The organism is Vibrio sp. 10N.239.312.D08, assembly GCF_041466145.1.
In the GTDB taxonomy this organism is placed as follows: Bacteria; Pseudomonadota; Gammaproteobacteria; order Enterobacterales; family Vibrionaceae; genus Vibrio; species Vibrio crassostreae_C.
The window spans coordinates 117,945-132,957 of record NZ_JBFSSD010000002.1; the positions used below are offsets into that span (position 1 = coordinate 117,945).

General features: G+C 44.5%; 11 protein-coding genes. 6 read left to right on the top strand and 5 right to left on the bottom strand.

Going from position 1 to position 15,013, the window contains the following annotated elements; genetic code table 11:
• Positions 1-304: 304 nt before the first annotated feature.
• On the top strand, positions 305-712 hold the full coding sequence (locus AB6D58_RS02205; RefSeq protein ID WP_017055178.1) for a SulA-like leucine-rich domain-containing protein: 408 nt from the start codon (positions 305-307) through the stop codon (positions 710-712).
• A 281-nt stretch (positions 713-993) separates the two neighbouring features.
• Positions 994-2,097: a phosphoribosylaminoimidazolesuccinocarboxamide synthase gene (locus tag AB6D58_RS02210; RefSeq protein WP_017055177.1), complete on the top strand. Its 1,104-nt coding sequence runs from the start codon at positions 994-996 to the stop codon at positions 2,095-2,097.
• Between the two features lie 166 nt (positions 2,098-2,263).
• Here the strand turns inward: AB6D58_RS02210 and AB6D58_RS02215 are convergent, their stop codons facing one another.
• Positions 2,264-2,641, bottom strand: a complete 378-nt coding sequence (locus tag AB6D58_RS02215) for a hypothetical protein (protein ID WP_017059766.1) — start codon at positions 2,639-2,641, stop codon at positions 2,264-2,266.
• Between the two features lie 203 nt (positions 2,642-2,844).
• Entirely contained in the window at positions 2,845-5,223 is a 2,379-nt protein-coding gene (locus AB6D58_RS02220) for a helicase-related protein (protein WP_372156413.1), read from the bottom strand.
• A 183-nt stretch (positions 5,224-5,406) separates the two neighbouring features.
• Between AB6D58_RS02220 and AB6D58_RS02225 the strand changes: the two genes are divergently transcribed.
• The 3 genes from AB6D58_RS02225 (at position 5,407) to AB6D58_RS02235 (ending at position 9,635) form a co-directional block, all read left to right on the top strand.
• Positions 5,407-7,095, top strand: a complete 1,689-nt coding sequence (locus AB6D58_RS02225) for an NAD-dependent malic enzyme (protein ID WP_017059764.1) — start codon at positions 5,407-5,409, stop codon at positions 7,093-7,095.
• Positions 7,096-7,267: 172 nt separating this feature from the next.
• On the top strand, positions 7,268-8,068 hold the full coding sequence (locus AB6D58_RS02230) for a vancomycin high temperature exclusion protein (protein ID WP_372133997.1): 801 nt from the start codon (positions 7,268-7,270) through the stop codon (positions 8,066-8,068).
• 196 nt (positions 8,069-8,264) lie between these two features.
• A complete protein-coding gene (locus AB6D58_RS02235; RefSeq protein WP_372156415.1) occupies positions 8,265-9,635 on the top strand; it encodes an SLC13 family permease in 1,371 nt (456 codons plus the stop codon).
• Between the two features lie 254 nt (positions 9,636-9,889).
• On the opposite strand, the gene AB6D58_RS02240 is transcribed toward AB6D58_RS02235, so the two are convergent.
• Positions 9,890-11,185 carry a GGDEF domain-containing protein gene (locus tag AB6D58_RS02240; protein ID WP_102398224.1) on the bottom strand — a complete coding sequence of 432 codons (1,296 nt, stop codon included), beginning with the start codon at positions 11,183-11,185 and terminating at the stop codon, positions 9,890-9,892.
• Between the two features lie 303 nt (positions 11,186-11,488).
• Here AB6D58_RS02240 and AB6D58_RS02245 point away from each other — a divergent pair, with 303 nt between their 5' ends.
• Positions 11,489-12,313 (top strand): DUF2797 domain-containing protein, encoded by an 825-nt coding sequence (locus AB6D58_RS02245; protein ID WP_102398223.1) that lies wholly within the window; start codon positions 11,489-11,491, stop codon positions 12,311-12,313.
• Positions 12,314-12,445: 132 nt separating this feature from the next.
• Here AB6D58_RS02245 and AB6D58_RS02250 read toward each other — a convergent pair whose 3' ends face one another.
• Both AB6D58_RS02250 and AB6D58_RS02255 read right to left on the bottom strand, forming a co-directional pair.
• The gene (locus tag AB6D58_RS02250) at positions 12,446-13,696 is read right to left on the bottom strand and encodes a sensor domain-containing diguanylate cyclase (RefSeq protein ID WP_102398222.1); all 1,251 of its coding nucleotides are present in this window, start codon (positions 13,694-13,696) and stop codon (positions 12,446-12,448) included.
• Between the two features lie 283 nt (positions 13,697-13,979).
• On the bottom strand, positions 13,980-14,864 hold the full coding sequence (locus AB6D58_RS02255; protein WP_102398221.1) for a LysR family transcriptional regulator: 885 nt from the start codon (positions 14,862-14,864) through the stop codon (positions 13,980-13,982).
• Positions 14,865-15,013: the final 149 nt, after the last annotated feature.

Sequence of the window (15,013 nt, forward strand, 5' to 3'; positions counted from 1 at the left end):
TCTTCTCTCTTCTCTCTTCTCTCTTCTCTCTTCTCTCTTCTCTCTTCTCTCTTCTATACAGGTGTATACAGTACTTTTCTGTCAAAACCACTATATACACCTGTATAAAGCTCACATTTTTTCAACTTATGAGACAAAACAGCAAATTCATTCAAATTTAATTTATCTAATATTTTCAATGACTTAAACATTTACCATCCATAAGCTCAGACGAAATCGTCCAATAATCCCGCAAAAAACGCTTGATCTTATAAGCAACTAAAACTACTGTATACACATACAGCATGTATATAAGGACAGCAAAATGATTCAAGCACACGTTAAAGCACAACACTCTAGCCCGCTAGTTCACTGCGCATTTACATCAGTTTCTCGTAAAAGCAAAAATTCAAACGAGGAAGCGTTGTTTGCAAGAATGGCGTTGCTGTCCAATCAACATCAGTGGTTACTGTTTACGGCTCAAACACCAAGACCATCGGCTAAGCAGCTTAAGCAACATAATGTTTGCTGCGACCGCGTTATTCATATGAAAGCCTCTCATCAAATGACTGAGGTAGAGACTGTCGAGAAAGCAATCCGCTCTAAGAATGCGAGCGCGATTGTTGCAAGTGCATCGATTGATCAGTTCAGCCAACAGTACCTAAGAACATTAGGGTTACGCTTTCAATGTGAAGTCTTCTTTATGGATGCAAATTCAGAGCGTATTCACTAAGCCACCTTGCTTAATAACATGTTTACTTAATAACATTTTGGCTCAAAAACATGGTCCACAAACATAGCTTAATCTTTTAGCTAACAAACTTAAGTTAACTTAAGAAACAATTCGCCCATTTTTTAGCGGATTGTTAGGCGGGGGTTTTTATTTAAACAACAGATTTAGCAAACGTTTGCTTTTTCTCTGGAAGCAAATAGTAGATTGGGTATAATGCCCGTCTAATCATGTGCACACCGCACTTCTCTGTATGACGTTTGATAAAAGATAGGAATGTCTAAATGAGCCTTGCTGATCAAGTTCTTGCCGTAAATGATGACCTACCAATCCGTACTGATAAACCTGTCCACAGTGGCAAGGTTCGTTCGGTCTACTGGTTAACTGAAGAAGATAGCCAACGACTAATTAAAGAGAAAGGCTACGATGTAGCACCAGATGCGCCTTTAGCAATCATGGTGATCAGTGACCGTATCTCTGCATTTGATTGTATCTGGCGTGGTGAAGGTAATCTTAAAGGTGTTCCAGGTAAGGGAGCGGCTCTGAATGCTATCTCTAACCACTGGTTCAAATTGTTTAAAGACAACGGACTTGCTGACAGTCATATTCTTGATATCCCTCACCCGTTCGTATGGATTGTACAAAAAGCTCGCCCAGTCATGATCGAAGCGATTTGTCGTCAATACATCACTGGTTCAATGTGGCGTGCATACGCAAACGGCGAACGTGAATTCTGTGGTATCGAGATGCCTGAAGGCCTTGAGAAAGACAAGAAGTTGCCTGAGCTACTGATCACGCCTTCAACAAAAGGGATTCTGAAAGGTATTCCTGGCGTTCCAGAAGCTGACGATGTGAACATCACACGCAACAACATCGAAGATAACTTCGCAGCATTCAACTTTACTCAAGCAAGCGACATCGCGCATTACGAAAAACTTCTTAAAGAAGGCTTCAACGTAATCAGCCAAGCGCTAGCAAAAGTAGACCAAACCTTTGTTGATACCAAATTTGAGTTTGGCTACGTCAACGATGCTCAAGGCAAAGAAAAGCTTATCTACATGGACGAAGTCGGTACTCCAGATTCATCTCGCATTTGGGATACTCAGGAATATAACAACGGCAACATCGTTGAGAATTCAAAAGAAGGCTTCCGTCAGTTCTTGCTTAACTACTTCCCTGATGCCGACATTCTTTTGAATAAAGAGCGTATGCCAGAACGTGAAGCATTGGCTCGTGACAATGAACTTCCACTGGATTCGCTAATGTCTCTGTCTCGCACTTACCTTGATATCGCAGCGAAAATCACAGGTGCGGAGATCGTACTGAGCGAAAATCCTAAGCAAGAGATCATCGATGTACTGCGCGCTGACTATGGTCTAATCGACTAGTCGCTTAATTGCTAATTGCTTAATCGCTTAATCTCAAAATAAAAAGCTCGAAAGCGAATAAGCTCGTAGACTCAAGTTTTAGATACTAAAAGGGCCTCAATATTTGAGGCCCTTTTTACGTGTACGTTTTTACTATTCCTCGAGAGAGATTATAGGCGAGCTGAAGTTACAGCTTAATCGTGAACTCTTCTCCAGAATTACCCGCAATCACTAAATGACTGCGCGATTCAATATACTCGATCTGCTCTTCTTCAAGTGAATATGGCATCACTACTTTGAGCTCATTGATCCCTTCCAGCTTAGCGAGCTTAAGTAAGGTAACAATGTTCGACTCATCACTTTTACGCGTCGACATTGATTTCAATGCCATCTGCCATAAACGATCCTCTGGGGTGCCCAACTCTTTAATGCTATCTCGCCAGACGGTACTGAACACTGGCGCAATTGTGGTGAGTGCTTCCAGAAAAGTCCATTTTTTACTGCATGAGGCGCCAAGAAATGTTGTGTAATCGAACTCTACACGCGTCTCTTCCTGTTTATCCATGATGTCCCCCGACACTTTGGCAACACAATATACTCAATATCTATCAACTCTTTCTTTATAGCAATAGGATATAGAAGAATAGTCTTTTATGACCTTTTGATTGGTTAAAAAGGAATATAAAAATCAAACTTGTAACAAAATAAGCACTGAAAAATCATATATGCATCTATTTGATTAATATTTTAGAGATAAAACTTATCCATCTATTTGATATCAATTATTCGACTCGCTTTTTTGAACTGAATACGCCAACCAGACCATGTCGGTAGCTCCCAACGTTTTGGCGATAACTTTCGGCTACCCGACTGATAATGGACGTAAATCAGCTTTCTTGCGGGCAAGTATTCAACATCGAGTTGCAAGTCGGCAAGGCTCAATGCAAACGGGTATTTTTCCGAAAATTCTGAGTAGAGCCAAGTTGGAATGCCATCGAACGGTATGTCTGCATGATCGAACATTTCCAATTCGCTGACATCAGTAACACCTAGTACTTCAAGCTGCTCTATAAACCATAGCTCAAAGTTAATGTTCTCAATTTCTGGTGTGTATTTAGTTTGTTCATCGAGACCAAGTTTCACATACAACTGCCAGTGTTTGATTTCTTGAGTGCGAGCCTTTGCAAAACCGGGAAGCTGCTCTCCATTTAACACAAGGTCGACGATAGGTTTTAACGATAGTTGCCCTTCAGCGGCGACGAGTTTGGTTGTAATCGTGCGGCCTGCGTACACCAATGCCATCTCGGTAAAAACACCATCATCATTCACAACGGTTTCGCCTTGCTCCCACTCTCCTAGTTCAGCATCAATGAGAAGCTCAAGAGGAATGGGTGTCGTGACCGTCGCTAAGGTCAGTGTTTGCTTAACGCCTCTTCCCGGCAAGCTGTGAGTATCCAACACCAACATCGCTTGTGCATTATCAGGGAAACGGTTCTGACGACCGAGCACCACTTCTAAAACACCATTGGCAAAGGCTTCTTTCCTTTTCAGTCGGCGCACAAACACCAGTTCAGGATGCAGATTCACAATGGTCTTGAGCAATTCAATGCGTTGGAAACGTGACGCGACTTCTAGCTGAGGAAGTTCAAATACCTCCCGCATTTGCTTCGCCAATCCTTGAGCTTCATTCAGAGCCTGTTGGTCGATGTCTAAATGCGGATATTCTCGACCGCGCACAATCGGAATCAACAGGCTTAAATCACACCCTTCCTTCTCTTGTTGCGCGAGCGCTTCAAGATGTTCTGCATTGTTTGGTAACTGATACAAGCGAGCAGGAACGGACAGCGCCGCAGTGAGATCAACCATCGCCTCTTTTAATGCTTTGGTTTTGATTCGAGTAACGATATCGGCATACAAAGCATCAATCGGCAACGGATACAGCTTTTTACCATGCTCGGTAACTTGATGGTCGGCGTTAATCGCTTCCATCGTCAGCAAGGTTTGAGTTGCACTGTTGAGTGATTTCTCTGGAATAGGGTCAAGGAAGGACAAGCTCTCAAGCGGAGATCCACAACATGCTGCGGCCAACATAGGTTCAGTCAGCTCTTCACGCTGCAATTCAGGCGGTGTGACTAACTCTAACGCCGCATGTTCACCATATAGACGCACGCAAACGCCATCCATTACCCTACCCGCGCGGCCAGCTCGCTGTTTGGCACTCGCTCGTGATATGGATTTAAGCATCAGTGTGGTTCTGCCATTACGCTGAACGGTGCGTCTCTCTAATCCTGAATCTATCACCACGCCAATGTCAGGAATGGTTAATGAGGTTTCTGCAACGTTAGTCGCAAGGATGACCTTTCTCAAACCATAACCTTCAGTATGGATATTCCGACCCGATAACGCTGAATCTCGCTCTTTATCACTGACCGACGCATGCAATTTAACAACTTGGATATCTGGATTTTTCGCTAAGGCTTGTTCGCATTGCACGATCTCTTTTTTACCCGGTAGAAAAACCAACATATCGCCAGAAGAAGCGATCAACTGATGATTAACTTCTTCCACGATGCGCTGCCCTAGATGTCGACTATCAGGCAGTGTTCTGGATTCATTCGCTCTGTGTTCAATCTCAACTAGATAAGTTCGCCCTTCACAGCTTATGCGATTCGCATCCAAATACTGAGCAAGGCGCTCACCCTCAATGGTTGCTGAAGTGATCACCAAACGATGACTCGCTTTTTGCTTCAGAATCGCCACCAGCAGATCAATGTCCCAGCGCCTCTCGTGAAACTCATCCACCACGATCACATCGAAACTAGCGAGTCCATCTTCTGATAACCAACGCAGCGCGATACCGGGCGTCACAAAAACAACGTTAGTTTGCTCGTTGTATTCCGACTCAAGCTTAATCGCATAGCCCACTTTGCTACCCAACTTCTCGCCTGATCGCTGCGCGAGATATTTAGCCAATGATGTACACGCGATGCGTCTTGGCTCCACCACTAACACTCGCCCATGTTGAGAGGCCCAAAGTGGCAGGCGCGTTGATTTACCTGATCCGGTTTCCGCCTCTACGACAAGGTGAGAATTAGCGATTTGTTCGTGGAATACGTTTTGATAAGCATCGATGGGAAGTAATGACATAAAATGGCGAGTAGCGAAAAAGTGTGAGCAAAGTATAACGAATTATCGTGTTGAAATTCGATAAGTGTGGGACAGAGGTAAGAATATCATTTTGTTTGCTCAGATCGCGGAGAAACTATTTACAATTGAATAACTAAACCGTTATCATTTTTCAGTTACCCTTTCTCCCATATTAGGCATCTAATGAACAACGATAAACGCCCTCTATATATCCCTTATGCTGGTCCTGCTCTACTAAGTACACCTCTTCTAAACAAAGGCAGCGCATTCTCTGCTGAAGAGCGCAGTTCTTTCAACCTTGAAGGTTTGTTACCGGAAACAACCGAAACAATCCAAGAGCAAGTAGGACGTGCATACAAACAATATTGTAACTTCGAAAGTGATATGGATAAGCATATCTACCTTCGTAACATCCAAGACACTAATGAAACGCTTTTTTATCGTTTAGTTCAAAACCACATCTCTGAAATGATGCCTATCATTTATACGCCAACAGTTGGCGCAGCATGTGAGAACTTCTCAAATATTTACCGTCGTGGCCGTGGTCTGTTTATCTCATACCCGAACCGCGATCGTATCGATGACCTACTGAATAATGCGACAAACCACAACGTTAAAGTTATCGTGGTTACGGATGGTGAGCGTATTCTTGGTTTGGGAGACCAAGGCATCGGTGGTATGGGTATTCCAATTGGTAAGCTAGCACTTTATACAGCTTGTGGCGGTATCAGCCCAGCTTACATGCTACCAATCGTGCTCGATGTGGGTACTAACAACCCTCAACGTCTTGCTGACCCAATGTACATGGGCTGGCGTCATCCTCGTATTACGGGTGCTGACTACGATGCATTCGTTGAAGAGTTCATCCAAGCGGTTCAACGCCGTTGGCCTGATGCATTAGTTCAGTTCGAAGATTTCGCACAAAAGAACGCAATGCCACTGCTTGAGCGCTACAAAGATCGCATCTGTTGTTTCAACGATGATATCCAAGGCACAGCAGCCGTAACGGTTGGTTCTCTACTTGCAGCATGTAAAGCAGCAAACAGCAAACTTTCAGATCAACGCATCACCTTCTTAGGTGCGGGTTCTGCAGGTTGTGGTATTGCTGAAGCTATCATTGCCCAAATGGTGTCTGAAGGTATCAGCGATGCACAAGCTCGCTCTCAAGTTTACATGGTTGACCGTTGGGGTCTGCTACAAGAAGGCATGCAAAACCTGCTTGATTTCCAACAGCGTCTGGTTCAAACCAACGAAAACACCAAAGACTGGGAAAGCGATGGCACTGGTTTCTCTCTACTAGACGTAGTTCGCCACGCGAAACCAACCGTATTGGTTGGTGTGTCTGGTGCTCCAGGTCTATTCAGCAAAGAAGTCATCAAAGAGATGAACCTACACAGTGAACGCCCTATCGTGTTCCCACTGTCGAACCCAACAAGCCGTGTTGAAGCGACGCCAAACGACATTATTCGTTGGACTGATGGCCAAGCACTTGTTGCGACAGGTAGCCCATTTGAGCCAGTCGTTCACAACGGCACAACTTACCCAATCGCTCAGTGTAACAACAGCTACATCTTCCCAGGTATTGGCCTTGGTGTATTGGCTGTGAATGCTTCACGCATCACTGACGAAATGCTAATGGAATCAAGCCGTGCACTTGCTACGTGTTCTCCACTAGCAATCAATGGCACAGGTGCTCTACTTCCACCATTGGAAGAGATCCACACGGTATCTAAGAAAATTGCTCTTGCGGTAGGTAAAAAGGCGATTGAACAGGGCGTTGCTCTAGAGATCACTGAAGAAGCACTGCAACAAGCGATTGACCAGCACTTCTGGCAGCCAGTTTACCGTCGCTACAAGCGCACGGCATTCTAATAAAGCGTACTGCGCTTGGAATAAAGAGCGTTAACGACTCTTATATGAGCCTCTGCATTTGCAGGGGCTTTTTTCTTTAAACTGTCTTGTCTTTTTAACTGATTTTTCTCATTTTTATTTGGTATTATCGAGCACTCAAAAATTAATGCTCAGTGAAAGGACCATACCGAGAGTGAAATTTGATTCTCACATTATCCGTAGCTACATAAAAAAAGCTTACAAAAAACTGCAAGGTTTTCTGTTTGGCGCTTTCCTCGTGTTCTTAGTAGGCAGCGCTGCGGTTATTGCGATCGATTATTGGGTTTCATGGCAAGCGGAAGATCGCATCATCTACGATATAGATGAAGTGCCCGAGCTTGAGGTCGCCGTTGTGCTTGGCACGAGCAAATATTTGGGTCGAACACTCAACGACTATTATAAGCACCGAATCGAAGCCGCGATTGAGCTGTTCGATCGTGAAAAAGTGGACCAATTTCTACTGAGCGGCGATAACGCTCATCGCTCTTACAATGAGCCGTGGACGATGAAACGCGACTTACTGAAAGCGGGTGTACCCGATGAACGCATTAACCTCGATTACGCAGGCTTTAGAACCTTAGACTCGATTGTTCGCGCTAAAAAGATCTTCGACACCGACAACTTCCTGATCATTACTCAGAAATTCCACTGTGAAAGAGCACTATTTATCGCTAATTCTTACGATATTCATGCACAATGTTTAGCGGTTTCAGGCCCTACTAATCATTCAGGCACCTCTATCCGTTTGCGTGAAGTTTTTGCGCGTACCAAAGCCTTCTTAGATTTGTATATTATGGGGACAACGCCAAAGTTCCTTGGACCTAAAGAGCCCATTCAATCGAGTCCAAAACCGGAATCATTTCCGATTCCAAACCCTATGACTGACCCCTCTGTAAACCCTGTTGTAGATCCTACAACAAACCCTATTGCAGACCCAGCAGAGACAGATGTGTAGAAAACTACACATTTTGAATTTGTTGCCTCACATTTCCCCACTGTTACACAAAAACACACCAACACGCCTTTATTAACTTAAGTAACATTCTCCCAACAAAGTCTGACCCTACATCAAGCTATATACCTCGAAAATAATAAGCACGACTCAATGAAGTCGTGCACCAATAAAACGAGGATAACAAAAGGAGCGTCTTATGACGGCACTTGTTACTACACTGAAACACTGGTTGTTCACCCGCAACAGCATGATATTAATTGGTAATTTCACGCTATTCGCACTCTTGCTCAACACCCTTCCTTTCGAATCACAAGTCAATACTGGTTTGAGTATTCTCGTGTTCGTTGCGGTTCTATGGTTAACCGAAGCTATCCACGTCAGCATCACCGCTTTGCTCGTTCCCCTATTGGCTGTCTTGTTTGGTGTATTCAACACGCCCGCAGCGCTGGCTAACTTTTCAAACCCGATCATCTTCTTATTCATGGGTGGCTTTGCGTTGGCAGCCGCACTGAACAAGCAAGAACTAGACAAAGCAATTGCTGACAAAGTACTGCTGATAGCAAAAGGCAGAATGTCGGTCGCTGTGTTCATGTTGTTCGGTGTGAGTGCGGGTCTATCTATGTGGATCTCAAACACAGCCACTACAGCAATGATGCTTCCTCTTGTTCTTGGCATCATGAACAAGGTTGACCAAAGTGAAGACCGCAACACCTACGTGTTCGTGCTACTGGGTATCGCTTACTGTGCTTCAATTGGTGGTATCGCAACCTTGGTTGGTAGCCCTCCAAACGCAATTGCGGCGGCAGAAGTTGGCTTGAGCTTCACAGAATGGATGGCACTTGGCCTACCTATCTCAATGATCTTACTGCCAATCGCGATGATCATTCTTTACGTGATGACAAAACCTAAGCTTGACCACAAATTCGAGCTAGACCATGCCCCAGTTGAGTGGACAAACAGCAAGAAAATCACACTGTCTATCTTCCTTCTAACCGTAACGCTTTGGATATTCGGTAAACCAATCAACGCAATGATTGGCGGATTCTCTAAATTTGATAGCTTAGTCGCGATTGGCGCAATTGTACTGCTTGGCGCTTCTAGAGCGGTGGAATGGAAAGATGTTGAGAAGACAACGGACTGGGGTGTGCTTATCCTGTTCGGCGGCGGTATCTGCTTAAGTAACATTCTAAAAGCGACAGGAACCAGCGTATTCTTAGCACACTCACTAAGCGGATTTTTAGAAACAGCTGGCGTACTGCTTACGATTCTAGCCGTGGTAGCGTTCGTGGTATTCCTAACGGAATTTGCGAGTAACACAGCGAGTGCGGCATTGCTTGTCCCTGTATTCGCGACTATTGCTGAAGCGCTGGGTATGTCTCCGGTAATCTTGTCTGCTCTGATCGCTGTCGCTGCATCTTGTGCCTTCATGCTACCAGTAGCGACACCTCCTAACGCAATCGTGTTTGGCTCGGGTCACATCAAGCAGAAAGAGATGATGCGAATCGGTATGGTGTTGAACCTAGCTTGTATCCTAGTTCTGACTCTGTTCGCTTGGATCTTCTGGTAAACACTAACGTTCTATAAGCGCATGCTTACAGGAATGCTCCCCTAAACTGGTTGAACTTCCCCCGGTTCAACCAAGACAAAAATGCCCGTTCAGCGTAAGCAAGCACTGAACGGGCATATAAAAACAAGAAACGCTTTCCCTTTTGGTGGCCCCGCGCCACCTTTTTTGTTTTGGCTTTTGGGAGAAGAACCATAAAAACGCCACACGTCACATATGCACGTGTGGCTTATAAACTCATCAAAACAATTTTCAGATTAGTGACTCAAGATCACCTGGTTTCGACCTGAATGCTTTGCTTGATATAAAGCTTCATCAGCGCGAGCAATCGTCTCTGTCACCCTCTCTTGCTTCATTTCAGCAACACCAATGCTGCAGGTCAGTGGGTCACCATGAACCCAAAGATGTTGGCTAACTAAGAGGAGAATTTTCTCAGCTTTTCTTTGCGCTTCGCCAAGATCAGTCTCAGGGCAAAAAACAATAAACTCTTCACCACCCCATCTTACCAATTTATCTGTCGGGCTGATTGCACTACCGACCACCATACTAAATTCTCTTAGAATATGGTCACCCATTTGATGGCCGTATTTGTCGTTCACACTCTTGAAGTAATCAATATCAAGATAGAGCATGCTTAACTTACCGTGCCCTTGTTTGACATGTTGTGACTGCATCTTCAGCCAGTCTCGAATCGCATGCCTGTTAAGGATTCCGGTCAATTCATCACGATGCGCCATTTCCGAGAACTCAAAGTTTTGCTCTCTTAATGCTCGGTTAACGTTCTTAAGATGATGATGTCTTTTCTCGGCAATCACCATACGTTTGCGCGAGTTGTGTAACTCTGAAATTAAGAATACGGTGCCAGTACCAACCCAAACAAACAGCAAGATTAAGAACAAGCTCTCGGCGGTGATGTAAGAGCCCTCAAATTCGATACTACGAATAACAATGCGATGATGCCCAAGTTTTGCGCCTGATGCCGTCGCGAACTCCACCATATTTACGTTGGAATACTCGGGAGCAGAGTGCTCTAGCGCGATGTCATTATCTGCAAGCCACCATGTCATCACTTGCAGGTTTTCGATCGGAATCTCAATCACACCACCATCCACGCCAGGAGAAAACTCCATTCCGTTGTACTTATGCGTGTACTCGTCATCAGGAACCGAATAAGCAGGATTGTAATTACGCAGGTAAGTTCGCAAACGACCGCTAGAATCGGCCTCCGCATGGTAATCAATATTGACTCTAAAGGTGTGGTACTGCGAAAGGTCAAGGCCAGTGGTAATGTCTGGGTTGATACGAATCGATAGGCCGCAATAAGGCCACGGATACTCCGACTCTTTAAGTTCACAGTCGAGAATATATTGCCCATTTTCGTAGGATAATTGGGATGTACTGACGCCCCTATCAACTCGATCGCTGGTCGCGATAAATTCATATTTATCAGGGGTTATTGCTGTTATCACACGATTTCCGCTCACACGGTAATACTGCACAATGGCAAGCGTTGCGATAACGAGAAAGATAACAATCTTATGGATCCACTTCACGTCTAAGCTTCCGGCTTAAGATCCCTATAGTTGGGATTTCACGATAAAAAACAAATCAGGTAAATTAGTGATCTTAATACCAATAAATCACTAAAAAACGTTATATCACGCCCGAACAAAATGTCATACTATATTTTTATGCATGTATTTGCCGTTAATTATTCACGGCGAGAATCAAGTAATATTGCGTATAAAAACAGGCTCTATTTGTTATACTCATCGGATAATCATCGTTAACCGTACTGCCTGCTCACAGCGCAATCGAGTCGACGAAATAATAATCAAAATACAACGAGTAATGTCATGTCTTTATTAGCAAAAGGAACACTCAGAAAGATGAGTGCTTCCCTTGATGGCGCGGTTACCTACCGTTTGCCTGTAGGCGAAGAGTTTGTAGAGCTAAACCCTCTGATTGGTAAAACCATCAACCTCACTCACACCGGCAATATTTTTTGCTGCTCATGTGGTAAGAAAACTAAGAAGAGCTACTCTCAAGGCCACTGTTTTGTGTGCATGAAAAAGCTAGCAAGCTGCGACATGTGCATCATGAAGCCAGAGACTTGTCACTACGATGAAGGCACGTGTCGCGAGCCTCAATGGGGTGAAGAGAACTGCATGGTTGATCACTTCGTTTACCTATCGAACACATCAAGCCTAAAAGTAGGTATCACTCGTCACACTCAAATCCCTACCCGTTGGATTGACCAAGGCGCGACTCAAGGTTTGCCTATCTTGAAGGTAAAAACACGTCAGATTTCTGGCCTGATCGAAGTTGAGTTAGCAAAGCACATTGCTGACAAAACCAACTGGCGCACGCTGCTTAAAGGCGACGGCGACGATATGGAATTGGTAGAAAAAGCCAAAGAACTGTTGCCATTGGTTGAGGATAAAATCCAAGAGATCAGAGCAAAGTTTGGTGACGATGCAATCGAGATTCTGAGCGAAAACATCACTTCACTGAGCTACCCGGTTGAGCAGCACCCAGTGAAGATTGTATCGCACAACTTTGATAAGAATCCTGAAGTGACAGGCGTACTTCAAGGCATTAAAGGCCAATACCTTATCCTAGATACAGGTGTGATTAACATCCGTAAATTTGGTTCTTACGAAGTGGAAGTGTCTGCATAACTTGTAGAACTTAAACGTTTCTTATAGTTAGAAGCGCTTAGTGAATAGCCAAAAAATAAAATGCCCTCAAGTGATGACTTGAGGGCATTTTTCGTTGTCGCTCCTATTCGCTTTCGATGACGATTTTAGGCGTTAGAGCGCAACCACATCTCCGTCTACACAATTCTTGCCGTTGGCTTTCGCGCGATAGAGAGATTGATCGGTTAAATTCACGAGTGCATCAATCGTGACACCGTCTTCACAGGCTTGGCTATGACTGATTCCGATACTGACACTCGAATTAAATCGTAACTGTTCATCAATCTTAAATTCGGTTTGATTAAACTGCTCTCGGATCTGATCAGACACTTGACGCGAAATCTGAGGCGACGCATTAGGGATAAATACAATGAACTCTTCACCGCCCCATCGACCTGCGACACCGCCCACAGCCTCAACATTACGCTTAGTAATATCAGCCAATGCGCAAATTACCTCGTCACCCACCATGTGCCCGTAGGTATCATTGATCGATTTGAAGTCATCGATATCAAGCAGCATACACACTAAGTGAGTCTCAGAGACAAGGTGCTCTCTCAGCCACTCATAAATCGCCCTACGGTTAAGCAAATCCGTCATTTCATCGTAATTCGCTTGGTGTACCAACTGCTTTTCCAGCATCACCTTTTGAGTCACATCTTCGAGCACAACCTGAACGGCTGGCTGACCTTTCCAAGTAATCGCATTGTCGTAAATATTGAAGAACCGATGAACGCCGTCAAAGCCAATGTTTTCAACCACGGTACTAGTACCTGACAACTCCCCTGATACGATCGCGTGATAGTGCTTGCTGATGCCATCGGCATTCTGTTTTGGTACCAGTTCAAGGATAGAGTCCAGCTCTAATACTTGCTCGATGGAAGCCGCGCCTTGCATGTTGACCCAAGATTGATTAACCATCAGCGGCTTGAAATCTCGGTGAACCAAGATGCCCTGCCCAGATTGCATGATCATGTCGTGATACATCTTATCTTGCTCACGCACCGCATTTTGCAGCTGAATCGCAGGGGAAAGATCGATCACTGTGACTTGCAGTGCAGGTCTTCCCTGCCACTCCGTCACATGGTCGATAGAAAACACGGTGAACTCTCTGCCATTGCGATCAACATTGGTATAGGTGTGAACCTGAGGGTCGCGTTGACCACTGACCGTTTCAAGGTAATTTTGATAAGCTAAAACATGGTAATCTTCTGAGATTAAATCTAGAAAGCTATCGATATTAGAAAGTAGTTCTTCGGGCGATTGGTATCCATAGATGCGAGCATAGTTAGCGTCAACACTCACTACATTCATATCTTGAATAGTTATTACACCGTACGTGGATTCGAAATTTATTGAAGACATTGCCAACTCCGCACTCTAGCTACACTTCATAAACTGGAGCATAACAACACATCCTGCCAACGCTTCCACAGAATCTATCACGCGCTAGGGACATTAATATGCCATCTAGTATATCGTACTGTTGCGAGCTTCTCTACAATTCAATCGCTAACACGAGTTAGTAAAAGTAGACAAGCATCTCAATCCCATTATTCGCGTCAAAAAACAGAAATAGATAACCTATACCAATGTAACCATTATCTTTTTCTATTTTTGGGTTAAATCTGATGAAATAACCCGTGCACTACTCGTTCCAATCAGAGAAATAAGAGACTAAAAAGTCGATAGCCAACCGTGCTCTCTGTGGAAGAAAGCGACGGTTCTGATAAACAATCCAACTGCTTGTGCCCGATCCCCAATACTCTTCTAACACAGGAACGAGTTTTCCATTGCTAAGGCCACCATTGAAGCTGCTTTTAGGAAGATAAACGATACCAAGCCCCTCTTCGCAAGCTTTCAGTACCGCGCTTGAATTGTTACTGCGCCAGCGTCCATGTACTCGCACTGCATTTAACGGTTTGCCCTCTTTCTCAAATAGCCACTGATCACTGTTGGCGATAATGCAGCTGTGCATTTTTAACTGCTCTGGATGAGTGGGCGTACCAAATTGTTCTATATAGTATTTACTGGCTGCCGCCGCCATCGGGCGATCGACGAGCTTTCTTGCCACCAATCCTGAATCGTCCAATCGGCCATAACGAATCGCGAAATCGATGCCATCTTCGATGAAGTTAACCATCTTGGTATTGAAATTCATTTCTATGGTGAGCTCAGGATGCTCTTTAGCAAACTCCATCAGCGCCGCCGCGACATGATTTTCTGCAAACGCGCCTGCCGCACTCACACGCAAAGTACCGCTAAGCTGAGTCTGCTGAGAAGTCACTTGCTCGTTCGCTTGCTGAAGCCCAATGACCAAATCTCTACACTGTTGGTAATAAGTGTGGCCAGATTCAGTCAGGCTAACCATCCGTGTTGAACGCGCAAGCAGAGCCACTCCCACTCTCTCTTCCAACCTTGAAACCTGCCGACTCACATGGCTGGTACTGCAACCTAGCTGTTTAGCGGCCGCTGAAAAGCCGTGACACTCAGCGACCGCAACAAATTCATTAATCCCTTCAAAGCTATCCATACATAATCTACTCGCATTTTATCTTTGCTATATAGCAACAATGTTTTACCTGTTTAGCATATTATCACCTAATCGGTTTGGAACTAGTATTAGATACAACAAGACGGCGATAGCTAAGTAACAACACGATACCTAGCACTAAGCGTTAG

Excerpts from the sequence above, each read along its gene's own strand:
- AB6D58_RS02210 (WP_017055177.1), top strand. The coding sequence starts at position 994 with ATGAGCCTTGCTGATCAAGTTCTTGCCGTAAATGATGACCTACCAATC.
- AB6D58_RS02225 (WP_017059764.1), top strand. The coding sequence starts at position 5,407 with ATGAACAACGATAAACGCCCTCTATATATCCCTTATGCTGGTCCTGCT.
- AB6D58_RS02205 (WP_017055178.1), top strand. The coding sequence starts at position 305 with ATGATTCAAGCACACGTTAAAGCACAACACTCTAGCCCGCTAGTTCAC.
- AB6D58_RS02215 (WP_017059766.1), bottom strand. The coding sequence starts at position 2,641 with ATGGATAAACAGGAAGAGACGCGTGTAGAGTTCGATTACACAACATTT.
- AB6D58_RS02245 (WP_102398223.1), top strand. The coding sequence starts at position 11,489 with ATGTCTTTATTAGCAAAAGGAACACTCAGAAAGATGAGTGCTTCCCTT.
- AB6D58_RS02235 (WP_372156415.1), top strand. The coding sequence starts at position 8,265 with ATGACGGCACTTGTTACTACACTGAAACACTGGTTGTTCACCCGCAAC.
- AB6D58_RS02255 (WP_102398221.1), bottom strand. The coding sequence starts at position 14,864 with ATGGATAGCTTTGAAGGGATTAATGAATTTGTTGCGGTCGCTGAGTGT.
- AB6D58_RS02220 (WP_372156413.1), bottom strand. The coding sequence starts at position 5,223 with ATGTCATTACTTCCCATCGATGCTTATCAAAACGTATTCCACGAACAA.
- AB6D58_RS02250 (WP_102398222.1), bottom strand. The coding sequence starts at position 13,696 with ATGTCTTCAATAAATTTCGAATCCACGTACGGTGTAATAACTATTCAA.